A 21,807-nucleotide genomic window follows, 5' to 3' on the forward strand; every position below is an offset into this window, starting at 1 on the left:
TAGTTTGAAGACTAAGGGTGCCCGGAACTACACAGACGAGGAGCTGGAGCTCCTCTACACCCTCCGCGTCGAGAAAGGCCAAGACTACGGTGAGGTGGCTAAGCAATTCGAGATACTATCCAAGTTCAAACCAGGGATTTATGAACGGACCACAACGGCACTAGAACGCAAATGCAGGGACCTCCACTGGCATGAAACAGATAAACCCAACGGAGCTACTACTGGCTTCCTTGACAAGGTTAAAAGGTTCTTCAGGAGGAGTGTTTCATGAGGCCTATGTGTGAAATAAATGAAAGCTTGGTGTGTATCGACTGCAAGAATTGCCAGAAAGACACTGAAGAAATCATCCTAAAAGACTACATTATCGGACTAATAGACCAGGATATCGAAAGAACTAAAGATTCTATTAGGATATTTGAATTTTTAACCCACTATACCAAGGAACAGGAACAATCAGCGTATAAAACCATCTTTAAAATCCAAAAATTAGAATCCTTAAAGAAAGACTTCATTGAACTATGTGACACCGGCGTCTTGGAGGCCTTGGGATGAAGTCCTGGAATAACCTGGAAGTCCTGGACCTGATTGGGAAGGTGGTGGATATCCAGGTGGGTATGCGGAAGTATCCGAGTGTCTACTTGGAGAACTTGAAACTACCACGTGGTGAGGAGGGACCTGTCATGGTCTACTTTATCACGGAGCGTGGCCGTGGCCATCCTGGTTTCATAAGGGGTCGGGGTGTATCTATCCTGGCTACGGGTGAAACCCCCGAACTTGAGGGGGTGGGGGATATTAACGCCTTGGCGGGTGACCTTCCATGAGTTATGCCCATAATAGTGTGAGGAGGTACACCCCTGGCCAGGCAATTAAGACCCGCCGGGTGTTATTGCAGGGGGTGGAGTATTATCTCCAGAGTCGGGGGCCATTGTATACTCATGATTTGTATGATATCCTGGGGGATGAGATTTTCCTCAAGGGGATGAATGAAAGGAGTATGGGGCAACTCATTGGCAGGAGTGGTTTGTTCAAGTATGATAATAAGCATGAGGGACGGTTATGGCGACTACCCGGATGAGTAATGGCTGGCGACTCTACCAAAAAGGCAGTGTAGAGTTGGTCCATGAGGATGAGGAGCTCCTGCAATTCGAGGTCCAAAGTGGGAAACAAATGTACCTGGTGGAGTTCGACCTCCAGGAGGGTGTGGCCCGGTGTAATCCCTGCCAGGATTATGAGTACCGACACCAGTACGGGAACAGTGAAATAGGCCTCAATGGCAGCTTCATTTGTAAACATATCTGGGCAAGTGTGTTTAAACTTTCAGAGTTGAGGGGTGTGAACCAACAAACATCCCTGGCCACCACTCCAGTGAAAGAGGTGCTGCCTTGAAGACTGTTAAATTCGAGAAGTTGTACCCGAAACTCCAGGGCAGATGGTTCACTACTATCAGGAAGACAACCGACCTCACTGAAGGAATGATAGTAACCTGCCAGACCCCCATGACCCGGTTCAAATCCAGGGTAACCTTCACACATGAGACCACCCTGGACCGCGTCCCCACCAGCACACTCACCTACGACACGGACACCACTACCCGGCTGGAGGCCCTCAAGGAGCTGCAACAGTACTACCCCTACTTAACTACACAGAGCAGCATCATCTTAATCGGATTAGAACGCCTGGAGGGTTACCAGTGAACATCCTACAGGACATACAACAGAATAAACTTTTCTGGCTTGCATCTCTCCTAGGCCTCCTGGGCACCATCCTAAACGCCTACCAATCAGTCTATGGATTCATGTTCTGGATGATTAGCAACCCCATACTCATGTACCAAGCCTATACTAAGGGAAGTTGGAATATTGGGATAATGTTTTTTCTTTATTTTGGATTAGCAGTAATGGGATTCATACAATGGAGTGGGTGATGAAATGGAGAAGATATCTGACAACATCGAAGAAACCAATAGGAAACTCCATAGATGCAATACTAAATTATCTGGCCAGGAACGGCTACGAAGACATGTCCAGGCCCGTATCAGGGAAACAGAAGAAGATCATCAAAGAAAACTTGATGACTCCCCAACGGACTTGGAAGCCCTGCTACCCATCGTAAAAGAATTGTTAGGTGGGGATTGTCGGTGTTTTATCATAGCCCTGGAGACAAGTGATGGCATCCAGTTAATCCACCGGAGCAGGAACAGCGGAGACCTACTGGAGGCACTATAATGGCACTAAAAATACCTATAAACCGATGCTGTGATTGTGGATTCAATGAACATGACCAAGAACCATACAGACCAGGACTATTTAAAACATATTTAGGTTACACATTTTTCAGCCATCCTATGGGGGCCGGGGGAAATCCGAGGATAGTTTGTTTATACAATCCGGAGGAAAGTTTCCGAGAAAATGTCCGCAGAATAACTCATGGACAGTATTGGGATTTTAGAAAGCCTATTGCACTTTTTGGTGAGCCTGAATTTGCAGAGCAACTACGAGGATTCCCTAATTGGTGTCCACTGGAGACACTATAGATGTACAGCTGCGACCCAGGCAAATGTCCAGAAAAAGAATACATCCATAACTGTGTTAAGTGTTACCCAGTCGCGGCGGTATGTGAAACCTGCCAGGCACGACTCCACTATCCCGTGGGGGACCCTGAAAGAGGTGACCGGTTCATACGTGGTGCCCCGATTGGTAGTTGGATGTGCCCGATATGTGGGGCTATGGAATTGGATGTTGATGAACGAGCTGATAAGACAATTCAAACAACCTTGGAGGGATTTTATGACTGAAACTACGGTGCCATGTCCACTCTGCCAAGCCACAGGCTACGATATGGGAGAACCCTGCCAAATCTGCAAAGGTAAAGGTGAAATCAAAATAAGGGCAGTATTCGACATCAAAAAAAATTTAGAATGATCCTTAATTTTTGATCTAAAAAAAAGATGGTTGGAAAATCCAACCTTCAAAAACATGTGTTCAGAGTCCGATTTGTTTTAAAACCCATAACTTTGAAGCATCGGACATCATTTCATCCCAATTTTCAAATCTTGTAGTTTTGCGCACGTATTCATCCCATTCACTATCATCTACAGCTTCAAAATCTTTGCTATTTTCAATTTTGAATCCACTATTATCCAACATCTCATCGATACTGTTGTGTTGGGTGTTTTTTCTCATGAATGATGGATTGAACAATTCCTTGAAGGGAACATTGTTCTCACCCTGAACTTTCTGGGCACCCTTTTCCATTTCCTTTAACTTTTTTTCAATGCCAGATTTATCTATTTTTAATTGAATCATTTAGTATCGCCTCCATTTAAAAAAAAGGATAGAAAAGTCTATCCTTAAATTTTTTGTATTATTTGTCCCTATGCCAAGATCCCATGATTTGGCCTTTCGTGCCGTTTTTAGTGGTTCTTTGTCTAATTCTAATGTATTTATGTGTTTTAGGATTATGTATTCTTTCTTTAGCCATCTTTTCCCTCCTTTTGAGTTGTTTATTTCACAACAAAAGATTGGATATATAATCACGAAAGGAAGAAATCATTTTAAGAATGATTTTAGACAAAAAACAACCCACAGAAAAGAAGCGAAATATGCTAAAAGATTATATACTTGAAATTTTGTATATATTAGTATACTTACGCTCTTGTAGGTGTGGGTTGTCGTCTTCCATATTGGTTAACTAACTTTTGCCGAGCAGTTAACCAATATGTGACTTCCTCTTATTCTATTATATTTCTATCTTGATTGTTGTCAGATCCTTATTTAATTATTCAAGTATTTAAGACTGATCCATAAAATGACAATTACATATACCCAAAAACTATGCATCTACTCCAATTTCTCATTCATACGTTACCAGATTAAATCCTCACAAATAGAAACATGTAAATATGTAAGGTAATTATCCATTTTGGAATAGTAAAATTGAAATAAATACATTGCTTTGAATCAGGTTTAATTGATTCTGGTCAGTTTCTATTATAATTAAAATTCTATTTTTTTTTATTTTTGAAGTCTAAATAATGTTTAAAATAATTAGTGAATGGGTTAACAAGCCACTTTTTGAATCCAATAAATCAATTATATTTATTTTATTCTATCGACGTATTTCTTCTTTATAAAGGAATTTTGTGTTGATATTTTCTTGCAATTTTAAAAATTAAAAGGAAAGGTGTATTTAGATTGAGTTTATATAAACATTAATTTGTGACTCTTTATGTTGAATAATCTTTTTCATAAATCCTTGATGCGGAAGTTTAGTGATGATAAAAAACTGCAGTTAAGTATCCTTAAACATGATATCCTCAAGGCTCACCTCCAGAAACTAGATGATGGGGATTTTGAGTCGGAGGTTAGTAATTATATCTATTTTTATGACAAATTTTTGAAAAAGATTTTTGGTTATGATCTTGATAAGAACATTGACCATGAAAAGAGATTCGGCCGGGGCAAGGTTGAATTCTCCCTTAAGAATGATGAGGGTGAGGATTTCATGGTTATTGAACTTAAGGACCAAACTGTGGATCTGGATAAACCTCAACACCGTACTAATGATAAACGGACACCAGTGGAGCAGGCCTGGGGTTACCTCCAGGATGCGCCCTCGGTTAATTGGATAATGGTCAGTAACTTCCAGGAATTCAGATTATATAACATTGAAGAACGAGGGAAGTATCTCTGCTTCACCGCTGATGAACTTCTGGACCCTGATGTATTTTCTTATTTCATGATCGCATTTTCCCGGAGGAGTCATATAGAAAAAGGTTATGCAGATAGGATAGTTCATGAGACCCTTATGAGTGAGCGTGACTTGGAGAAGAATTTCTATAAATTGTACCATGAAACCAGGTTGATGCTCATCCAGGAACTCAAACACAACAGTCAACTCGGGAGGTTAGATGCTATTCACTATGCCCAGTTAATCCTTAACAGGTACATGTTCATCTGCTTCGCAAAGGACACTGGACTCCTACCAGCACAGATATCAGCGGACACCATCTCCACACCTATACTGAAAGGGAACATACGGCGTGGGAGTATCTGGCAACGCCTTAACGAACTATTCCTGGATATTAATGAAGGAAACCTTGACAAGAAGGTGAGTGAGTATAATGGCGGCCTATTCCGGGAGGACTTAGACTTCCTGAAAATACGGGATCAGGTTGATGATCAGGATATATTCAAAGACGCTTATCAGAACTGGGACTTCGAGGTATATGAAAAAGACATCGAACACCTCCTCGGCTCGGCCAAGGACCGAGTTAACCCGATCTACCACAACCTACTAATCATTTCATCCTTTGACTTCTCATCAGAATTAGACGTGAATATACTGGGCCACATCTTCGAGAACAGCATCGGAGACATCGAAGAACTTAAAGCCGACACCAAGGGGAGGCGGAAGAAAGAGGGCATTTTCTACACTCCGGATTATATCACTGATTACATTTGCAGGAACACCATCATACCCTACCTAAGCCGAACCGGAAAGCCCAACACAGTACCTGAATTGATAGGTGAATATTGGGGATCCGATATTGAAGAATTAGATCAAAAGGTCAAAGATATCAAAATAGTAGACCCCGCCTGTGGCAGCGGAGCATTCCTGAGCAAAGCAGCAGACATCCTGGTGGAAATCCACGAAGCCATCCATAATGAACTATACAAGGACAATAAAACCCTTGACAAACACTTCGACACCATCCAAGAAAGACGAACCATCCTCCTAAACAACATCTACGGAATAGACCTAAACGAAGAATCCGTAGAAATAACCAAACTATCCCTCTTCCTAAAAGTCTGCAGAAAAGACCTCAAACTACCCAACCTAGACCAAAACATCAAAACCGGGAACAGCATCATAGACGACCCAGAGTACACTGATAAACCCTTCAACTGGGAAACAGAATTCCCCGAAATCTTCCAAGCCGGAGGATTTGACATAGTAATAGGAAACCCCCCCTACGTCAGACATGAAAAGATAAAAGAAATTAAACCATATTTAAAAGACAATTACAGAGTTTATACTGGTCTTTCTGATCTTTATGTATATTTCTTTGAAAAGGGGCTTCTATTGCTCAAAGACGAGGGAATGTTAGCATATATATCCTCAAATAAGTTTATGACAGCTAATTATGGGAAGCTTTTACGTGAACTTATTTTAAAGGATACAAAGTTTGAATCTTATTTTGATCACAGCTCTGATAAAGTATTCGATGATGCCATTGTACATTCCTGTGTTGTAGTTCTAAAAAATACTAATCCTAACGAAAATAAGGTTCAAGTTGATAATTTATTTGAAATTCTTCAGTCTCGATTGGGAATTGATAGTTGGAGCTTTGAAAACCCAGTTAATCTAAATTTAAAAGATAAAATATATGGAAATAAGATAAAAATTAAGAATTTGGATGATTCCAAAATTTATTATGGAATAAAAACTGGATATATGAAGGCCTTTGTTATTGATGAAAAAACCAAGAATAGGTTAATATTAGATGATCCAAAAAATGCAGAGATAATTAAGCCCTTTGTACGTGGAAAAGACCTAAAGAAATGGAAAATTGATTATAACAATTTATATTTAATTTTATCTAAGAGTGGCATCAAACTAGAAACAGAGTACCCATCATTATACCAATATTTTAAAAAATACGAAGAAAAATTAAATAATCGAGCAGATCAGGGAAAATATTGGTATAATTTAAGAGATTGTGCTTACTATGCTGAATTTGAAAAAGAAAAGATAATTTGGGCCGAAATAGCACCAAAACCTCGTTTTACAATAGATGAAGATAATTTATTTTGTGAAACAGCTAGTTTTATCATGAAAAAACCCAAATATTATGATTTAAAATATTTAGCTGCTTTACTCAATTCTAATTTATTATTCTGGGTATTCAAACAAATCAGTCCACAAATAGAAGGTAAACGATTACGTTATAAAAAGCAATACGTGGAACAACTACCCATCTACCCTGCTACTCCTGAAGAGCAGCAATCTTTAGTTGAGTTGGCGGATGTGATGCTTGATCTTAACAAGCAACTGCAGGATGAAGTAGATGGTTTTCTTGATTGGCTGAAGCATACCTTTGGCGTTGAAAAGTTATCCAAGAAGTTGGAGAAGTATTATGAACTTGACCTGGACACATTCCTCGAGGAACTAAGGAAGAAGAAGGTTGATGTGAAAACCAGGAGGAATTATCAGACTTTGAAGAAGGAGTTTGAGGAGAGTTTATCAGCTATTGTTCCTTTGCAGCAGAGGATCCAGTCTACTGATGATGAGATTGACCGGATGGTTTATGAGTTGTATGGTTTATCTGATGATGAGATAAAGATTATCGAGGACAGTTTGAAAAATTAAATGGGGGTTTTTGGGGTGTCAAAGGATTTCAGGATTGGTGCAGGGATTGTTAGGTCAGAATATGTTAGTAGTCATCCTAATTTTTTGAAAAGTTTTGAAATAGGAGATGAAGTTTTCATAATTCACAAAGATGACATGTGGAACATGGTTCAGAATCACAATAGAAGAGTTAGAGAACTTTGTACATTGCTGGATAAATCGTTGAATTATGAACTTACCGATGAGGAACTAGAACGGGCATGTAGAATAATTGAAATTCAGAAAGAAATTGATAAGAGTTAGTTTACTTTTCCTCCTTTTTTGTATGGGTTATATTTTTATTCTATGAATAATTTAGTTAGTATTAGATTCTCATTATCTATGTGGGAGTTGGTTTTTGTGTTTCTAAAAATTGGTGGGGGCCGTTACTATAAAGGCGTGTCAGAAGAAATGTAATGAAGTTTTCAAGGATGTGGATCTGAAGAAGTTCAGGAAGAAAATAAGCACCTGCCCGAATTGTAGAAGGGTGGTCAGGACCAGGACTGACCATTACCACGCTGAGATATTATGTGAGGAATGTGGTGCTGTCATACGGGAACAGCTGACCCTGGATGAATTGCCCGAGATATGTGTAACGGACCGTGAATTAGAGATCGAAGTAAACACTTACCGACGCCGCCGAAGTAACCCCACTGACAAGGTAAGGACGGGTGGCTTGACAAGGTACCCGGAGTTGATGATGAAATATGATCGCAGCACTGATGGTGATAAGAGGAAGTGGAGACGTAAAACCTACCGTGACTTTGTAGGAGTAGTCAGCACCCACTTCATGATGACCCGGATCCAGAAGAGTCGAGTCCATGAGGTTATTGATTACCTGGATGATATACAGGAGTTGCACCGTCAGGCCAGTTATCAACAGATAGTCACCAGTCTTTGTATATTGTCGATGAAACGGGATAAAAGGATTATTTATTTTGATGTGAAGTATTTGACCAAATCTCAGAAGAATTTTATCGACGATATTGGTTTGACTCATGACAAGTACATCAGGATAATGGAGAAATTATCTTTCCCAGTGTTATCAACCCAAAAATACAAAAAACCCCCACTGTCCCTTAAACATAAAAAGAAGACCTAATTTTTTTTCCAACAGGACGCCACCATATAATAGTAAGGGAGAAGTTTTTTTTACAATAACTTATTTTTCATCACCGCTCGGAGGCGGTATTAATTCATTTTTATAGGCACCCCCCTCCATCCTTGGGTCTTTGGTACTAAGCATATTGGTAATTTCAGAGAGAATTTTCCCCCCTAATTTGAAGATTTGATGAACCCAACAACCAGGGGGTGTGTCTATAAAACCCCTAAAAAAACCTATTATGGGGGATATTTTTTTATGATACGGAACGTCTACCAACTACCCATCACCAGTTATGGGCGTAATGGCCATGTCACCGCCACTTGCCCCATCCTGGGTTTAGAAGTCCATGGAGAAACCTTCCAGGAAGCTAAGAAGAAACTCATCCGTGAAGCCAAGATGGTCATCACTTCCGAGTTACTCCAGGACCTACTCCGTAACCCTTACTTCAACGAGGAGGACCACTTGGACATCCAGCACTGGAGTGACAGTGGTCGGGTTAAAACCAAATGGAAAAGTGACCTGGAACACCAGGGAATATTCTAATTTTCATCACAAATACTTTAGAGCCACTTTGTAATGGGGTCACATTCCCAAGAGGGACCCCATACCCACTTTTTTTAACCCCATTTTTATTATGATGTGCCTGGCGGCCATAGTATTTCCCTCCTGGAAGAGTTGTTACCTTATCCTATAGTGTAATTCCCACCTTGGCCGCCAGCATCATAACCCCTATTTTTATTCTCATAAAAAAAAAATGGAGTTGATTATATTTTGTTAGATAAAAGACAAATAGACATCCTAACCACCGTTGGATTAGTCGTATTCGGGATAATAGCCTACTTCCTGGCTGCGATAACAGGCATCCTACCACCCGAGTATGCCACAGCATTAGTCCTAATTGTAGGTGTGATAAGCCAACTGACCAGTGAAGCCCGGGTCCGGGAAGCCACTGAGACATTCAAGAAATGGATATACTTTGACCGGTTAACAACTATTTTACTCATGGCCTGGCCTATAGTGTTAATCTTCCAGGACACAATCATGGGAGCCATACCCGTAGCTTACGTAGGAGCTGGGAGCTTCATCTTCGCCGTAATAAGTCAATATGTCGCTGATAAACGGGAAGAAAAAAGCGAACCAGTAGTTGATGCACCAACCCAATACATTGAGCCGCAGTAGAGTGAGAGGTCCACAAACCATGGAAAACTTGGGCCTCGAAACCAACACCACCACACAATGCCCCCAACCCAATAGTGCCACATGTGAAGAACACAAAGAAATGAGGGACGACATGTTCCTCATCAAACACCAAATGGGAATCAAAGACCTGAAAAACGGGGAAAGAGACAAACAAATAACTGAAGCCAAAGCCCGCATGAACCAAATAGGCCAAGATGCAGAGGAAGAAGACAAAACATTAAACGAGAAAATCATCAGCCTCAACACCCGGATGGAAGTAGGAGAGGCAAAGATGAAAAACATCGAAATGTACCAGAAACTCATCCTCGGGGCACTGGTTATAATGCTCTTCGGGTTATTCGCCTTCTTCATAGAATTCAACTGGAAAACGTTCATCCTCGGAATGTAAACTATGACCATAGAGATCCTGTTAAGTTAAGTATGATGTTGACTCTTTCTGTCGATTTTGAAAGTAAAATATCTGTAGGAAAATATATTTCAAAATTATTATTAAGATCCTCTTTTCTAATCTAAATTAGAAAGGGGAATTTACATGGATAAAATAAGTCTAGCATCATACATGATTCAATTAAAAAATAGACAAACTAAAAAGTATTTACCATTTGATAATTATGAGTCCCAAATTACAATTTATGGTGAAAAAATAGTAAAAGATTTTTTTATGGACTTAGTAGACTTTTTGAATAACAATAAGGAATTTACAGATAGACCAATGAGAAAAGATTTAGGAATTGAACATGTATACGATGAAGATAGATTTTGTTATGGTACAGCATTTTATGGTACTTTTGGCAAATATAGGCAAGCAAAAAATGTTAAAACTAAAGAAATAAATGAGATGGACGTTGATACAGCCACTGAAGAACCTTTTTATTACCTTTTTTATCTACCTAATAATTCAGACCGAGGAATTGCTATATTCGAAAGAAAAGGGAATATAAGTATTAAAGATACATTTAAACGATTCATAGAAAAAAAGCTTATTATAAAGGACATAAAAGGTTTTAGCCTTGATTATTCTGGTTATTTGCCTAAAAAGGTTGTTTTAAATTATATTGATAAAGGTGAGATACTATCTTTTGAGTTTTCAAATATTCCTTCACATACTAAATATGAAGAAAACAGGATTAATCATTACTTTAAAAAAGTTCGTGGCAAGGTTAAAATCAAACTACAAGTTGATGAGTACTCAAAACCGTCAGCTAAGCAGGTATTTTATAAATTGATTAAAGGAGAAATGCCTATTGAAAAAAATAAAAATGATTTTATAACTATTGATGAAATCAATGCAGAAAATTCAAGAGTCGAGGTCAAAATTGGTAGATATAAAAGATGGTTTTATATTGATGGAAATAGTATTCGTCCTTTTATGGACATAACCAAGGATATTAAAACCTATGAGAGTGGTCATCCTAAATTTGAAGATATCCATGAAATTGCACTGGAATATGCTAAGAATTTGTTTAATGAAATAGGGGCTATATGAGCATGTTTGAGAGAATCACACCGATATACATAATTAGGGCTCATTTAGATACTATTAGAAATAAAGACACAAAAAAACTTTATAAGGATGATGTCTTTCTATTATTTTGTCTTCCTATACTAATTGGATTTTTTTTTGTTGGAATTAACTTATTAATTGAGGAAAAGATGGCTAGTAACCTGTTAACAATACTTTCAATCTCCGTACCCTTGTTATTTAGTTTATTAGTTTTGATTTATGATATGGGCCAGAATATTCAAAGTAAAGAGCATTTGTTAGATAAAGAAGCCAAATTAAGTGTTACGAATAGTACTTCAGATAATGTATCATTTATGGTATTTTGGTCAATTATTATTGTAATAGTACTAGGAGTATATCTATTAATTGGATATACGTTTGATATTTTCGCAAAAGAGAATTTTCATAACTTTCAATTATTAATACAAATATTTTCTTTAATTATTTATTGGTTATTAGGTGTCTTTATTTTAACATTATTAATGGTTTTAAAGAGAACTCAAATACTCATTAGTTCTAGCTTCCCTCCAAATACTTGAACTGACCGGCTATTACAGTGGAGATGGAGGACCATATGATGAAAAATTCATCGACACCTTCAGCTTGTTATTACACCAAACCATTTTACAAATAATCGAAGCCCAATCCTAAAAAAATAGGCGTACATTGCAAGTGTAAAAGTATTACCCTCTTTAGTGTGTAAACTGACCTTTTTCGTTTCTTGACAGTGGGGGTTTCTTAACATAACTTAACAGTTTTTTAACATTTCTTAACAGTTAAGGTTGGATAATAATGGCCAGGCCAGGAGCAGTTGAGAACAGCCCTTTCCGGAAGGAAATTGAAGAGATGATAATTGAAGGGAAGAGTGACTCTTACATATCAGACTGGCTGAAAACCAACGATGCCTATATCTCAAGACAGAGTATTGGCACATATCGGAAGGAACGTTTCAACATCCCCAAGGAAGCCACCAGGAAGTATCAGGAGACCCAGAGTAAGCAGCGTAAGAAGAAGGCTGTTGCTAAGAAAGTGGGTGAGATCGAATTCCTTGATGACATCATTGACCTGGCGGGAAAAACTAGTCTTCAGGTTGGGAAGTATGCCAGTCCCTTGGATGTGAAGAAACTGGGTATCCAGGCGGTCAGGGCTAAGCATGAGATCACTAAGGATGAACCTGAAGCTATGGTGTTTGAGGTGAATGTGAATGGCATACCCACTGACCCCAGAGTTAGAGCCAGGGGAAGAGATCTTATACAACAAATACGAGCAGGCCAAGTGGAGTCCAGCGACACTGGCAATGGTGACCAGTAATGATCGCTGGAAATTATTTGACCATTTAAGATTGCTTGATGATCTCTTACTGTTTATGAATAACCGGCAAGTCCACAGGTCCATGACGTGGATGCCACCTCAGCATGGTAAAAGTTTACTAATTTCTAAATACTTCCCGGTATGGTACCTGGGAGAAAACCCTGATGACCGTTTTATTGAATGTAGTTATGAATCAGACTACGCGGCCTGGTGGAATAAACAAGCCCGGGATGTATTCAGAGAATGGGCGCCACAAATATGGGGCCATAAATTAAAGCCAGACAGCCAAACCAAAAAACACTGGGACTTACATGGCTATGAAGGAGGATCACATTCAGCCGGAGCCGACGCAGCCCTAACCGGTCAACGTGGAGATTTCATAAACGTAGACGACCCCCATAAAAACAGGAAAGAAGCTAAAAGTCCACTAATCCAACTAAATGTTTATGAATGGTACACTGATGTCGTTGACACCCGCCTATCCAAGAAGGGATTAATCAACATCACACAAACCCGCTGGGATCTAAGGGACTTGTCCGGCCGGATCCTGCATGACAAGGACGGTAACATTAACGAACCTCACCTGTACTTGGACCAAGAACTTCTCGAACACCTGCAAAATGGAGGAGTACTTGACAAAGACACTTGGGTTATTCTACGCTTACCAGCAATCGCAGAAGAAAAAGACATCCTAAACCGTCACCCCGGGGAAGCATTATGCCCCGAGTTACACCCCATCCATGACTTAAAGGCAAAGAAAAAGAGGATGCGTGGTAGATTTGATGCACAATACCAGGGAACACCAATACCTGATGAGGGAGAAATCTTCAGCGCGGATTGGTTCAAGATCATACCCCCTGGTCATCCTCTACTTAAAAACTTGGTGAAAACTGTTAGGGGATGGGATCTTGCTGGGACAAAGAAAAAGAAAGGCCAAAGCGAGAACCAAGGAGCTGCACGAACGGCGGGGACTATGGGCAGCCGGACCACTACTAATGATCTTGTCATCCATGATTGTGTTACCCTAAGAGAAAAACCTGGAGCTGCCAGGACATTCATCAAAGCCAAAGCCATTGAGGATAATAAAAATGAAAAAGTGAAAGTCCTCGTAGTCCACGACCCTGGACAAGCCGCCATAGACCAGATGGAAAGATATGCTGAAGAATTCAAGGGAACCGGCGTCGACTTCAAACCAGTCAAGGAATCAGTTTACGGTAGTAAAGGGGATCGAGCTGAAAATGTTGCAGACCACGCAGCACTATTCCACATCTACCTGGTAGAAGGAGACTGGAATTACGATTTTATCAAAGAACATGTGGACTTCCCTAATGGCAGGTTCAAAGACAGAGTAGATTCAATGAGCGTAGTGTTCAGTGAACTATTCAAAATAGGTGAAGAGATCAAGCCTCGTGTTGAACAAATACAAATCTGGTAAAAACAAACCATGCCCACCATTAAACCATCCTTCAAGCCGAATAAAAGCTTAGGTGAGAAAACACCCACACCCAGGGTCCTGGCCTACAGGGCACAGCTCCTGGAACACCTGGAGCGGCTCTATAAAAAGACTAATAAAATCCTTAAAGAGGGTACGGATCCGGATGATATGATACAGGAAATTGATGAAGAAGTGGATAAGTACATCCAAACCGCCACTGTCACCATCACCAACCACATCACCACTACGTATATGGATAGTGTGAAATTAGCGAATAAAAGACTCACCCAGCTTGGAGCACCACCAGCCATCGTCCATTCAAATCCACCACGCCTGGAGGACCTGATAAAACAGGCCAGGGATAACCTTGAGGACAGTGCCCTGGTACTCCGCGGCAGGCTCCGACAAGCGGTCCGGTTGAAGAAGGTGATGGGCTACTATGAAAAAGAATAGTGATGAGGAATTTCTCCTGGATGAAGAGGAAATCGAGGACCTTGACAGTTACTACATATCCACGGTGGAGGACTCTGATAGTAATCATACACTACTTTTAGGTGTTGCTGCACTACTAGGCGGTTACCTCACCATAGCCAGCATCCAACCCACCGGCCCCTATGACTCCCCGGAATTCAATGACCATGTCCTACTCCCAGGTGCCATTGCATCTGAGGTATTCAGGGAGTTATATAAATTCCAAGTCGACCTCGAAAAAGGGGGCCAGGTTGAAAGCCTACAATACATTTACAGCAAGGAAGAACTGGCAGCCTATAAACAATTAGGACAAGAACTCCGAAGCCACGGCCTCCTCGAGGACCCCCGGACCATAGAGAACTTAGCCTACCGGAACACTGAGCAGATCACAGATAAGATTGGTTTATTCACTAATATTGAAGCCGAGAAGGCAGGGCGTCTTGACACCTACGGATCCTGGAAGGAACAAAACCCTGGGAAGATTATACTAATTCCCTGGATACCCGCAGGTGCCAACACTTGTGATGAATGTCAAGAGTTAGCTGATGATGGACCGTACACTCCTGAGGATTACCCGGAACCACCACACTTTGGCTGCGAATGCATACCCGGCGACCCCATAATAATCGAAACCGGAGACTTCACGGAAAAAGGAGTTATTATTCACTTATTATTTTCTGATAATGGACTTGTCCATGGAGAAATCATATGAACCTGAAACAAGCAATTAACCAGCCACTCAGTGCAGTGGCACGTGGTGCACGTAATCTTCTCCAACCCTCTAACCAGAGCCGGGAACTCCTGGATGCACTTAACCAGTTACAGGGTGTTTCCTTCGACACCCTGAACGATTTCTTCACCTACTATAAGCAGAGCTACACCTCAACTGCGTATCTCCAATTAACACCCCTAGTTTGTCACCAGTTAGCTGTCCTAAACCCCTGGATAGAGAGTGCCATCCGGGCCATCACCGACCCGATAAGCACCGCGGAGTGGACCGCCACACCCCGGGACCCCACAGAACCGGATCAGGTGGAAATTGACTACCTCTCCTGGCTTATGAATAATCCTAACCCTTTCCAGGATGCTCAAACATTAACTGAGTTACTGGTCCGGGATAAATTAGCCACCGGATCTGCATACCTGGAATTAGTCCCGAATAGTTACGGCTTCCCCGCGGCGATATACCGGGTGCCACCCCAGAAGGTCGAACCGAAACAGGTGGGTGACAGGATACGGTATGTCCGGAGTAATGGCTACGTATTCCCTGATGAATATTTCCTACCACTTAACCGGCCCAATCCCTTCAGTGACTATAAAGGCCTATCACCCCTGGTCTCCTTGTTCTCGAAATTAATGCTGGATGAAGCGGTGACAGAGCACAACCTAAGATACTTCGTCAAGGACGTGTTAAAGGGTTTGCTGAGCTTCAGTGACAAAGTAAACTACGCAGATACTGAGAAAGAACTGGAGCGTATCCAAACTCAGGTTAGGGATATGCAAGAGAATGGGGAGAGTGGCCACCTGGTGACTTATGGTGTGACTTTCCAGAGCCTGGCCAGTAACAACAAGGACATGATGACACCAGAGGTGGAAAGCCGGATCATAGATGCTATCAAAGCCGTGTACCGTGTGCCACCCGCAAAGATCATGCTCATTGAATCAGGTAACCTTGGGGGCGGGACCAGTGAAGGACAGGATGAAACACTCAACGACACGGTCTTGACTGAGAGTAGAAAACTCATCATACCATTACAGAACCGCCTATCCACCCTGGCAGGGATAACCAACACCACCCTATCCTTGAAGAATCTGACCAAGAAGAATGAGTACCGTGAATCAGAGGTTGACACCATCAACTTACAGAACGGATCCACCACCCTCAACGAAGTCCGGACCCGCCGGGGCCTGGAAAGATATGAAGACTGGAGAGCAGACCAGCCCCTCATACCCGCGAATCTCCTACCACTTAGCATCGTGGGCAGCCAGGGATTCGCAGCTGAGTTAAACCTTGACCAAAGCCCTGTGAATCAGAGTCAGACCCTGAAACAAGTGGACAAACTCATCCATGAGGAGGGCGCTGAGGGTGCATTTATAGTCCGGTCAATTATGAACGAAATCTAAAACATTCCTTATCATTTTTTTTATATCAAAATGAATTTGAGGTGAGCAGATATTGTGAAATACAAACCTAAATGGCTCCTAGAAGCCCAGAAAGAAGGAAAACATCCATTCTTCATCACCATACCCATCATCAAAGATTACCACCGACAAAACACCACCACCATCGTAGGACTCGGAACACGATTCGAAAGAAGCCGAACCGGCCACAGAATGAACCCCCAATTCATCCAAAAGATGAAGACAACCGTCCAAGGCAAACCATTACTAGTCAACCACGACCCCAACCAAGTAGCAGGGAACGTGACCGACGTCAAGCCATCAGCAGAGGATGAATTCATACCCTTATCCGAACTCCTAACCCCACACGAAAACCCCATCGTCGACGCACCCCGAGCCAAAGTCGAACACTGGTTAGAGAACAATGTGCAACTCGGATACAGTGTCGGAGGGATAATAGAGGACTTCAAAATCACCAAAGAAGACACGGGTCAATTCACCCACGACGTCCTCGACGGTGAAGTGATGGAGATGAGCATCACCCCTATACCCGCGGTGAAAAGCAGCGACGGAACAATCCGGGTAGCAAATACGGCCTGCCCTGACGGGATCTGTGGACAGATCGTCCAGCAGATCATCAACGGCCCAGCCCTACCCATAATGGAGAGTGTGAAGTTGAAACAAGAAACCACAAAAAATGGCACGGTACCATTACACCAGAGCACAGGATACGTCCTCAACGAGGAGGCATTCAACCATGCCGTGGCTCTTATCAATGAAGGACAAGTGGACCTGGAAACACCATGGAACCGGGGCACCTACGTCTGGAGAGAAAACATAGACCAGTTCCGGGATTTGTGCCTCGGAGTTGACCCCACTGGGGGAGACATGGATGAGGTCCGGTACCCTGTGGGAATGGAAGGAACCGTGTATAAAAGTGCAATAATCCAGGTGGCCAGTGAGGCACCCTGGGACAGCAGGATCTACGAGGCAACAGAACACTTACTGCTCCTGGTCCTGGAATTAGATGCTGATAACGGATTAATGGAGGAAAATACCATGACTGAATTAGAACAACTGCAAAATGACCTTAAAGACTTAACTGGAATAGTTAAGCAACAATCTGAAGTAATAACCGAAATGGTCAAAGAAAAAGAATCCAAAGAGAAAGCCGCTGAGGAGGCCAGAGTCAAACAGGAAGCAGAAGCCCATGAAGAAGAACTCGTTAAGACCATAACCCAGGCCGCTACCGAAGCCGCCGGGGCGATCATCGACGAGAAACTCAAAGGCCTGATGAAAGACCGAACCGGGGTGAAGCAAACCAGCACCACAGAGGAAGGGGAGCATATCAAACGTGAGGAGAACTTAGCCCAGAATCTACGCGACCCAGTTAATTACCCCGCGGTGGTAGCTGGAAAAGTAGTGCAGGGAGTAACACCACGGGAAGCCTTCCAGGTCAACTAAAAAGAAAAATGGAGCTAAAAATAATAGAGGTGACTAATTATGGCAACTAACGTTGAACAAATCAAACAAGACATGGTAGACCAACTACGAGGACAAGTAGAGGTCAAAACCAAGAAATTAGACGAAAAAGCCCTCAAAAAGGAGGGAACCGAAAGTATCGATGACCTGGTGGAAAGCATAACATCCGACATGATGGTCAACACCTTCCAGCAGCAAATGAGCAGCGCCAACTTCATGCCCACCATCCTAGACCCCCAGATCTATGACAACGGTGTACTATATGGGATGACACCCTGCCTTACCTACCTGGAAAGCAAAGGCCGCAGGATGCCCGCCACTAGCACCGAAATCGAATACATCAAATTAACCGCTGGATTCGCAGGTGAATGGGTGCAGGAAACCGATGACACCAGTGGAAGTGGAGAAGCAACCACCAGCACCTCAACTGCGAATATGAAATACCTGGCCCTACCAATCAGCCTGAGCGACATGATCGGCAAAGGAGCCAGTGCCACCGCCCGAGCCCAATTAATGGAGTACGCCCAGATGGCCCTCCGGGAAGAGTTCAACCGAACCCTAGTGGCTGGTGACGTTAACGTTAACTATGAATTCGATGGACTGGATGAAATCGCTGAGGACAGTGGAACAAGGGTGAACATGAGTGGAGCTGAGATCACCATCGATGACCTGAACAGTGCCGAAGCCACCATGACCCGGACTCCTAAGACATTCCCCACCTTCCTCTTAACCGGCGCGGAGGTATTGAACCAGATCAAAGCAGATATGATGGCCACCCTCCGGAACGTGGATAAAGTGGACGTCACCGCTGGTGTACGTGTCCCTGCCTTCGCCAGTAACAGGGGAGATGTGCCAATCATCGCAGACCCCAATGTACCCGCCACTGCCGCCGCCCGAAGACTGAACTTTATTAACGAGTTATTCGTCTTCATCAGTGACTTCGTCACCCCGAGCTTTGTGGCTAAGGGTAAGAGCAAACCCTTCGCGAGTGATGGCTGGTTAACTCAGGTCGCCGTGTTATACCACACCGCCCCTGCTAAGAACGTCCAACTCTATGGTATAGCCTAAAAAAATTAGGCTATAATCCTTTTTTTTAAGAAATGGGGAGGATTGATTCTATTATGAAATTTGAAATCAAATCCAAAGAGAACGTCAGCATAATACGACTCAGAGAATACGGAGAGGTCGAGTTAACCGTGAAGAGGAATAAAGAAGGTAAAGTCACCGAATCCGTAGGAATATACGAGTACAATGGTGAAGACACCGAACAATGCCTAACTGACTTGAAAGCCATCGGCCAAAAAGCCGGCTTCCAAGTCCGCAAACTAGGCAAAGCAAAAAAATAATGGGGATGTGTATGATTGACTTCTATAACTAACAAGATAAAAGAAGGCCTTAACAGGATGAACCCCGCTGCTAAGAAAGCAAACCTCGGGGACCTCATCCAGAACCTGCAAAACGGAGTGGGAGTGACCGGTATCGGAGACAGTGACACTGACAACACCAAGATAAAAGGATTCATAACCACCCGTAACAACGCAGACACCAGCATGTACGTACCCGTAGCGGATTCATCTGGTTATGAACGATTATTTAAACTGGCCTCGGAGATAACTGCCAACGCCGGGGGTTACTTCGAGACCTTATTTGTGAATACCAAGGTAGCAGCTGCCAGTACAATGGCTGGTATAGCCCGGGCAATAGAAGCCAAAGTATCCGTTTATGGAGACATGGCCGCTGGTGCCGAAGTAGCCGCGGCCCTAGCCAAGATAAATGTATCAGGCGCATCAGCTGAGGTAGCTCATGCAATCGGATTAGATGTGCTCCTCGAAGAGGAAGACAGTGGAACCATAACCAAAGGAACCGGGATCCGGGTCCAAGGAGGCCAGGGTGCTATAGACTTCGGAGTCGACGTGTCTGGGGATTACCGGCAAGCCGGGTTGAAACAGGCCATTAAGGACAGTGCAGGAATAACAGATGAAGCCCTGGCCACTGCCTTCGGTATCACGGAGGCTGTGGATGCTACTGCTGCTGGTTTCATCGGCTATGCCCGGAACACTAGTGATGGTAACAAGATCTACCCTGTCTATTTGATACTGGGCCAGTTCTACCTGGGAGCTGAAATAACAGCCGCCGCATAGAAATGAAAAATACAATTGGGATATAGGGGGAGGTGTGTTAGGATATGACATATGCAAATGGAGATGACCTAGAAACCATGACCAACGAGGTAAAAGAAGCCATGGGAGATATAAATTACCTCTCCCTCTCCACCCTTGCAATCACACATGGAGATCGTAAAGTCAATAACAAATTACAAGAAAAAGACGTACCCACCCCAGAATCACCCGAAGAAGGTGAGGAATATGATGACCGAATCATAGGGGCAGCCACCCTCTATGCAGCAGCTTTTATCCTAAACACTTACTACTCCGGGAATGATAATATCAGCCCCACAGCCAAGGCATACACTGAGGATGCTGATAACCTGATCAATGGGTATATTGAGGAATACCTCTCCGAAGCAGCAGAAGAAGACAGTGTGGGTCCAGGAATGAGCATCCTAATCGTATAGAAGTAGGTTCTAATGGCGAATGAGATCACCATCACCAAATACAAGGATGAGGTCACACCTTTCCTTGAAAGCCTATTGGAAAGGTTGCCAGGAGAAGCAGATAACCTGGTCAATAACGTGGGGGAAGTATTCCTGGAATACTTGCAAGAGTATACTCCTATCGGTTGTACTCATGAATTATATAGCCGAACAGAAATGACTGTAACCGGCTTATTGTCTAGGTTGATCGATAGCAGTGCAGCCCACTTCCCATTCAACGTCCTGGGCACCAGCCCTCACTGGATAGGTAGCAGCATATTCATTTGTGGAGTTGGATGGCGGTATATCGGGGAACATCCAGGGACACAACCTAATGATTACCCATCACTCGCTTTTATGGATGGCCTTGGACCAGCTGAGAATGTGGCTGATGAGTGGCTTAACAACCTATTGGAGTGATCATTTTTGTACCAGTACGACACCATAATAGACGCACTTAAAGACGAACTAACCGACTTGGTTGATCCATCCATCCCATTAGGCGAAGGAGGAACAGGAGAAGCCATCTACGGAGCAGTTAGTATAGGCCAACCCAGCAACCTAAGCCTATATAATGGCCCATTAGCAGTGATAGTTTTCGGATCCAAAGAAAGCAAAACCGGAATAAACAACCAGGGCAGAAAAGCCATCATCACCGGAGCAATAGCCACCTTCATACCAGGCCAAAATGAAGACAGTGTAAAAAAGTGTCTGCATTACTGCGACATCATAGAATATGCCCTGGAAGATAACCCCACCCTCCTGGATATGAAAGGGGTTAGGATACAACCATTAAAACATGGTAAAACCCAGGAATGGACCAGTGTTAACGTTAGCGGAAATACTAAAAACCCTAAAATCTGCATAGCCGGGGGAACACGGTTCATCATAACTGCATCCCGAGTTAAACCAACCGAATAAAAAAAAAAGAACTCTATTTTTTTTCCTTTTTTTCCATTTTAAATTTATTTAAATATCAAAAATATTTTTTGGGAGGCGTTAACCCATGCCAGATATGACTAAAACAGAATTAGAAAAAACAGTTAAAAAATACGCCAATAACGGCGAAGTAGAAACAGCCGAACGGTACATACGAAACTTCGGAGCACAAATAACTGATTATGACGTGGAAGAAGAAGTCTACAAGCTCCGGAATCCACAGAAACAAAACAAAAAAACCGTTAAGGAGGAATAAA

At 42.6% G+C, this 21,807-nt stretch carries 34 protein-coding genes; 32 read left to right on the forward strand and 2 right to left on the reverse strand.

Annotation, left to right across the window (positions count from 1 at the left end):
• Nucleotides 1-4: 4 nt before the first annotated feature.
• The 11 genes from FGU46_RS03210 to FGU46_RS03260 are packed head-to-tail and all read left to right on the forward strand — an operon-like array spanning nt 5 to nt 2,921.
• Entirely contained in the window at nt 5-271 is a 267-nt protein-coding gene (locus FGU46_RS03210; protein ID WP_286476480.1) for a hypothetical protein, read from the forward strand.
• Nucleotides 268-552 carry a hypothetical protein gene (locus tag FGU46_RS03215; protein ID WP_286476482.1) on the forward strand — a complete coding sequence of 95 codons (285 nt, stop codon included), beginning with the start codon at nt 268-270 and terminating at the stop codon, nt 550-552. Before FGU46_RS03210 ends, FGU46_RS03215 begins: the two co-directional genes overlap by 4 nt.
• Entirely contained in the window at nt 549-821 is a 273-nt protein-coding gene (locus FGU46_RS03220; protein ID WP_286476489.1) for a hypothetical protein, read from the forward strand. Before FGU46_RS03215 ends, FGU46_RS03220 begins: the two co-directional genes overlap by 4 nt.
• A complete protein-coding gene (locus FGU46_RS03225; protein ID WP_286476495.1) occupies nt 818-1,075 on the forward strand; it encodes a hypothetical protein in 258 nt (85 codons plus the stop codon). The genes FGU46_RS03220 and FGU46_RS03225 overlap by 4 nt, the downstream gene beginning before the upstream one ends.
• Complete coding sequence (locus tag FGU46_RS03230; RefSeq protein WP_286476497.1) at nt 1,057-1,386, forward strand: hypothetical protein; 330 nt, start codon at nt 1,057-1,059, stop codon at nt 1,384-1,386. The genes FGU46_RS03225 and FGU46_RS03230 overlap by 19 nt, the downstream gene beginning before the upstream one ends.
• Nucleotides 1,383-1,694, forward strand: coding sequence for a hypothetical protein (locus FGU46_RS03235; protein ID WP_286476503.1), 312 nt, complete (start codon nt 1,383-1,385; stop codon nt 1,692-1,694). Before FGU46_RS03230 ends, FGU46_RS03235 begins: the two co-directional genes overlap by 4 nt.
• Nucleotides 1,691-1,924 carry a nicotinamide mononucleotide transporter gene (locus tag FGU46_RS03240; protein ID WP_286476520.1) on the forward strand — a complete coding sequence of 78 codons (234 nt, stop codon included), beginning with the start codon at nt 1,691-1,693 and terminating at the stop codon, nt 1,922-1,924. The genes FGU46_RS03235 and FGU46_RS03240 overlap by 4 nt, the downstream gene beginning before the upstream one ends.
• Before the next feature lie 4 nt (nt 1,925-1,928).
• On the forward strand, nt 1,929-2,225 hold the full coding sequence (locus tag FGU46_RS03245; RefSeq protein WP_286476522.1) for a hypothetical protein: 297 nt from the start codon (nt 1,929-1,931) through the stop codon (nt 2,223-2,225).
• The gene (locus FGU46_RS03250) at nt 2,225-2,533 is read left to right on the forward strand and encodes a hypothetical protein (RefSeq protein WP_286476523.1); all 309 of its coding nucleotides are present in this window, start codon (nt 2,225-2,227) and stop codon (nt 2,531-2,533) included. The genes FGU46_RS03245 and FGU46_RS03250 overlap by 1 nt, the downstream gene beginning before the upstream one ends.
• Nucleotides 2,534-2,794, forward strand: a complete 261-nt coding sequence (locus tag FGU46_RS03255) for a hypothetical protein (RefSeq protein WP_286476524.1) — start codon at nt 2,534-2,536, stop codon at nt 2,792-2,794. It begins immediately after the preceding gene.
• A complete protein-coding gene (locus FGU46_RS03260; RefSeq protein ID WP_286476525.1) occupies nt 2,787-2,921 on the forward strand; it encodes a hypothetical protein in 135 nt (44 codons plus the stop codon). The genes FGU46_RS03255 and FGU46_RS03260 overlap by 8 nt, the downstream gene beginning before the upstream one ends.
• A 60-nt stretch (nt 2,922-2,981) precedes the next feature.
• Here the strand turns inward: FGU46_RS03260 and FGU46_RS03265 are convergent, their stop codons facing one another.
• Nucleotides 2,982-3,305 carry a hypothetical protein gene (locus FGU46_RS03265; protein WP_286476526.1) on the reverse strand — a complete coding sequence of 108 codons (324 nt, stop codon included), beginning with the start codon at nt 3,303-3,305 and terminating at the stop codon, nt 2,982-2,984.
• Between the two features lie 952 nt (nt 3,306-4,257).
• On the opposite strand from FGU46_RS03265, the gene FGU46_RS03270 reads away from it, so the two are divergent.
• From FGU46_RS03270 to FGU46_RS03280, 3 genes are all read left to right on the forward strand, one after another.
• Nucleotides 4,258-7,371 carry an Eco57I restriction-modification methylase domain-containing protein gene (locus FGU46_RS03270; RefSeq protein WP_286478519.1) on the forward strand — a complete coding sequence of 1,038 codons (3,114 nt, stop codon included), beginning with the start codon at nt 4,258-4,260 and terminating at the stop codon, nt 7,369-7,371.
• A 15-nt stretch (nt 7,372-7,386) separates the two neighbouring features.
• Nucleotides 7,387-7,653, forward strand: coding sequence for a hypothetical protein (locus FGU46_RS03275; RefSeq protein WP_286476527.1), 267 nt, complete (start codon nt 7,387-7,389; stop codon nt 7,651-7,653).
• Nucleotides 7,654-7,765: 112 nt separating this feature from the next.
• The gene (locus FGU46_RS03280) at nt 7,766-8,491 is read left to right on the forward strand and encodes a hypothetical protein (protein WP_286476528.1); all 726 of its coding nucleotides are present in this window, start codon (nt 7,766-7,768) and stop codon (nt 8,489-8,491) included.
• A 60-nt stretch (nt 8,492-8,551) separates the two neighbouring features.
• Here the strand turns inward: FGU46_RS03280 and FGU46_RS03285 are convergent, their stop codons facing one another.
• The gene (locus FGU46_RS03285) at nt 8,552-8,770 is read right to left on the reverse strand and encodes a hypothetical protein (protein WP_286476529.1); all 219 of its coding nucleotides are present in this window, start codon (nt 8,768-8,770) and stop codon (nt 8,552-8,554) included.
• Between FGU46_RS03285 and FGU46_RS03290 the strand changes: the two genes are divergently transcribed.
• The 18 genes from FGU46_RS03290 (at nt 8,750) to FGU46_RS03375 (ending at nt 21,806) form a co-directional block, all read left to right on the forward strand.
• Nucleotides 8,750-9,037 carry a hypothetical protein gene (locus FGU46_RS03290; protein WP_286476530.1) on the forward strand — a complete coding sequence of 96 codons (288 nt, stop codon included), beginning with the start codon at nt 8,750-8,752 and terminating at the stop codon, nt 9,035-9,037. The two genes, FGU46_RS03285 and FGU46_RS03290, sit on opposite strands and share 21 nt — an antisense overlap.
• Before the next feature lie 228 nt (nt 9,038-9,265).
• Entirely contained in the window at nt 9,266-9,673 is a 408-nt protein-coding gene (locus FGU46_RS03295) for a hypothetical protein (RefSeq protein ID WP_286476531.1), read from the forward strand.
• A 19-nt stretch (nt 9,674-9,692) separates the two neighbouring features.
• Nucleotides 9,693-10,082, forward strand: coding sequence for a hypothetical protein (locus FGU46_RS03300; RefSeq protein ID WP_286476532.1), 390 nt, complete (start codon nt 9,693-9,695; stop codon nt 10,080-10,082).
• 144 nt (nt 10,083-10,226) lie between these two features.
• Nucleotides 10,227-11,180, forward strand: coding sequence for a hypothetical protein (locus FGU46_RS03305; protein WP_286476533.1), 954 nt, complete (start codon nt 10,227-10,229; stop codon nt 11,178-11,180).
• A 2-nt stretch (nt 11,181-11,182) separates the two neighbouring features.
• The gene (locus tag FGU46_RS03310) at nt 11,183-11,737 is read left to right on the forward strand and encodes a hypothetical protein (RefSeq protein WP_286476534.1); all 555 of its coding nucleotides are present in this window, start codon (nt 11,183-11,185) and stop codon (nt 11,735-11,737) included.
• A 253-nt stretch (nt 11,738-11,990) separates the two neighbouring features.
• Nucleotides 11,991-12,509, forward strand: a complete 519-nt coding sequence (locus FGU46_RS03315; protein WP_286476535.1) for a hypothetical protein — start codon at nt 11,991-11,993, stop codon at nt 12,507-12,509.
• Nucleotides 12,403-13,944: a terminase large subunit domain-containing protein gene (locus tag FGU46_RS03320; RefSeq protein ID WP_286476536.1), complete on the forward strand. Its 1,542-nt coding sequence runs from the start codon at nt 12,403-12,405 to the stop codon at nt 13,942-13,944. The genes FGU46_RS03315 and FGU46_RS03320 overlap by 107 nt, the downstream gene beginning before the upstream one ends.
• A 9-nt stretch (nt 13,945-13,953) precedes the next feature.
• Entirely contained in the window at nt 13,954-14,397 is a 444-nt protein-coding gene (locus FGU46_RS03325) for a hypothetical protein (protein WP_286476537.1), read from the forward strand.
• Nucleotides 14,384-15,127: a hypothetical protein gene (locus FGU46_RS03330; RefSeq protein WP_286476538.1), complete on the forward strand. Its 744-nt coding sequence runs from the start codon at nt 14,384-14,386 to the stop codon at nt 15,125-15,127. The genes FGU46_RS03325 and FGU46_RS03330 overlap by 14 nt, the downstream gene beginning before the upstream one ends.
• Nucleotides 15,124-16,539: a phage portal protein gene (locus tag FGU46_RS03335; protein WP_286476539.1), complete on the forward strand. Its 1,416-nt coding sequence runs from the start codon at nt 15,124-15,126 to the stop codon at nt 16,537-16,539. Before FGU46_RS03330 ends, FGU46_RS03335 begins: the two co-directional genes overlap by 4 nt.
• Before the next feature lie 54 nt (nt 16,540-16,593).
• The gene (locus FGU46_RS03340; RefSeq protein ID WP_286476540.1) at nt 16,594-18,000 is read left to right on the forward strand and encodes a hypothetical protein; all 1,407 of its coding nucleotides are present in this window, start codon (nt 16,594-16,596) and stop codon (nt 17,998-18,000) included.
• A gap of 39 nt (nt 18,001-18,039) precedes the next feature.
• On the forward strand, nt 18,040-19,086 hold the full coding sequence (locus tag FGU46_RS03345) for an SU10 major capsid protein (RefSeq protein ID WP_286476541.1): 1,047 nt from the start codon (nt 18,040-18,042) through the stop codon (nt 19,084-19,086).
• Nucleotides 19,087-19,139: 53 nt separating this feature from the next.
• Nucleotides 19,140-19,364, forward strand: coding sequence for a hypothetical protein (locus FGU46_RS03350; protein WP_286476542.1), 225 nt, complete (start codon nt 19,140-19,142; stop codon nt 19,362-19,364).
• 15 nt (nt 19,365-19,379) lie between these two features.
• Complete coding sequence (locus tag FGU46_RS03355; protein ID WP_286476543.1) at nt 19,380-20,159, forward strand: hypothetical protein; 780 nt, start codon at nt 19,380-19,382, stop codon at nt 20,157-20,159.
• Nucleotides 20,160-20,203: 44 nt separating this feature from the next.
• Complete coding sequence (locus FGU46_RS03360) at nt 20,204-20,593, forward strand: hypothetical protein (RefSeq protein ID WP_286476544.1); 390 nt, start codon at nt 20,204-20,206, stop codon at nt 20,591-20,593.
• A gap of 12 nt (nt 20,594-20,605) precedes the next feature.
• Nucleotides 20,606-21,031, forward strand: coding sequence for a hypothetical protein (locus FGU46_RS03365; protein ID WP_286476545.1), 426 nt, complete (start codon nt 20,606-20,608; stop codon nt 21,029-21,031).
• A gap of 6 nt (nt 21,032-21,037) precedes the next feature.
• The gene (locus tag FGU46_RS03370; RefSeq protein ID WP_286476546.1) at nt 21,038-21,532 is read left to right on the forward strand and encodes a hypothetical protein; all 495 of its coding nucleotides are present in this window, start codon (nt 21,038-21,040) and stop codon (nt 21,530-21,532) included.
• Between the two features lie 85 nt (nt 21,533-21,617).
• On the forward strand, nt 21,618-21,806 hold the full coding sequence (locus FGU46_RS03375; protein ID WP_286476547.1) for a hypothetical protein: 189 nt from the start codon (nt 21,618-21,620) through the stop codon (nt 21,804-21,806).
• The last annotated feature ends 1 nt before the right edge of the window (nt 21,807 follow it).

It is taken from the genome of Methanobacterium sp. CWC-01 (assembly GCF_030323845.1).
GTDB classification, from domain to species: Archaea; Methanobacteriota; Methanobacteria; order Methanobacteriales; family Methanobacteriaceae; genus Methanobacterium; species Methanobacterium aridiramus.

Bases quoted from the DNA above. Each gene is read 5' to 3' on its own strand.
- FGU46_RS03215 (WP_286476482.1), top strand. From the start codon at position 268: ATGAGGCCTATGTGTGAAATAAATGAAAGCTTGGTGTGTATCGACTGC.
- FGU46_RS03220 (WP_286476489.1), top strand. From the start codon at position 549: ATGAAGTCCTGGAATAACCTGGAAGTCCTGGACCTGATTGGGAAGGTG.
- FGU46_RS03225 (WP_286476495.1), top strand. From the start codon at position 818: ATGAGTTATGCCCATAATAGTGTGAGGAGGTACACCCCTGGCCAGGCA.
- FGU46_RS03230 (WP_286476497.1), top strand. From the start codon at position 1,057: ATGGCGACTACCCGGATGAGTAATGGCTGGCGACTCTACCAAAAAGGC.
- FGU46_RS03245 (WP_286476522.1), top strand. From the start codon at position 1,929: ATGGAGAAGATATCTGACAACATCGAAGAAACCAATAGGAAACTCCAT.
- FGU46_RS03250 (WP_286476523.1), top strand. From the start codon at position 2,225: ATGGCACTAAAAATACCTATAAACCGATGCTGTGATTGTGGATTCAAT.
- FGU46_RS03255 (WP_286476524.1), top strand. From the start codon at position 2,534: ATGTACAGCTGCGACCCAGGCAAATGTCCAGAAAAAGAATACATCCAT.
- FGU46_RS03260 (WP_286476525.1), top strand. From the start codon at position 2,787: ATGACTGAAACTACGGTGCCATGTCCACTCTGCCAAGCCACAGGCTAC.
- FGU46_RS03265 (WP_286476526.1), bottom strand. From the start codon at position 3,305: ATGATTCAATTAAAAATAGATAAATCTGGCATTGAAAAAAAGTTAAAG.
- FGU46_RS03270 (WP_286478519.1), top strand. From the start codon at position 4,258: ATGCGGAAGTTTAGTGATGATAAAAAACTGCAGTTAAGTATCCTTAAA.
- FGU46_RS03290 (WP_286476530.1), top strand. From the start codon at position 8,750: ATGATACGGAACGTCTACCAACTACCCATCACCAGTTATGGGCGTAAT.
- FGU46_RS03300 (WP_286476532.1), top strand. From the start codon at position 9,693: ATGGAAAACTTGGGCCTCGAAACCAACACCACCACACAATGCCCCCAA.
- FGU46_RS03305 (WP_286476533.1), top strand. From the start codon at position 10,227: ATGGATAAAATAAGTCTAGCATCATACATGATTCAATTAAAAAATAGA.
- FGU46_RS03310 (WP_286476534.1), top strand. From the start codon at position 11,183: ATGTTTGAGAGAATCACACCGATATACATAATTAGGGCTCATTTAGAT.
- FGU46_RS03315 (WP_286476535.1), top strand. From the start codon at position 11,991: ATGGCCAGGCCAGGAGCAGTTGAGAACAGCCCTTTCCGGAAGGAAATT.
- FGU46_RS03320 (WP_286476536.1), top strand. From the start codon at position 12,403: ATGGCATACCCACTGACCCCAGAGTTAGAGCCAGGGGAAGAGATCTTA.
- FGU46_RS03325 (WP_286476537.1), top strand. From the start codon at position 13,954: ATGCCCACCATTAAACCATCCTTCAAGCCGAATAAAAGCTTAGGTGAG.
- FGU46_RS03330 (WP_286476538.1), top strand. From the start codon at position 14,384: ATGAAAAAGAATAGTGATGAGGAATTTCTCCTGGATGAAGAGGAAATC.
- FGU46_RS03335 (WP_286476539.1), top strand. From the start codon at position 15,124: ATGAACCTGAAACAAGCAATTAACCAGCCACTCAGTGCAGTGGCACGT.
- FGU46_RS03345 (WP_286476541.1), top strand. From the start codon at position 18,040: ATGGCAACTAACGTTGAACAAATCAAACAAGACATGGTAGACCAACTA.
- FGU46_RS03350 (WP_286476542.1), top strand. From the start codon at position 19,140: ATGAAATTTGAAATCAAATCCAAAGAGAACGTCAGCATAATACGACTC.
- FGU46_RS03360 (WP_286476544.1), top strand. From the start codon at position 20,204: ATGACATATGCAAATGGAGATGACCTAGAAACCATGACCAACGAGGTA.
- FGU46_RS03365 (WP_286476545.1), top strand. From the start codon at position 20,606: ATGGCGAATGAGATCACCATCACCAAATACAAGGATGAGGTCACACCT.
- FGU46_RS03375 (WP_286476547.1), top strand. From the start codon at position 21,618: ATGCCAGATATGACTAAAACAGAATTAGAAAAAACAGTTAAAAAATAC.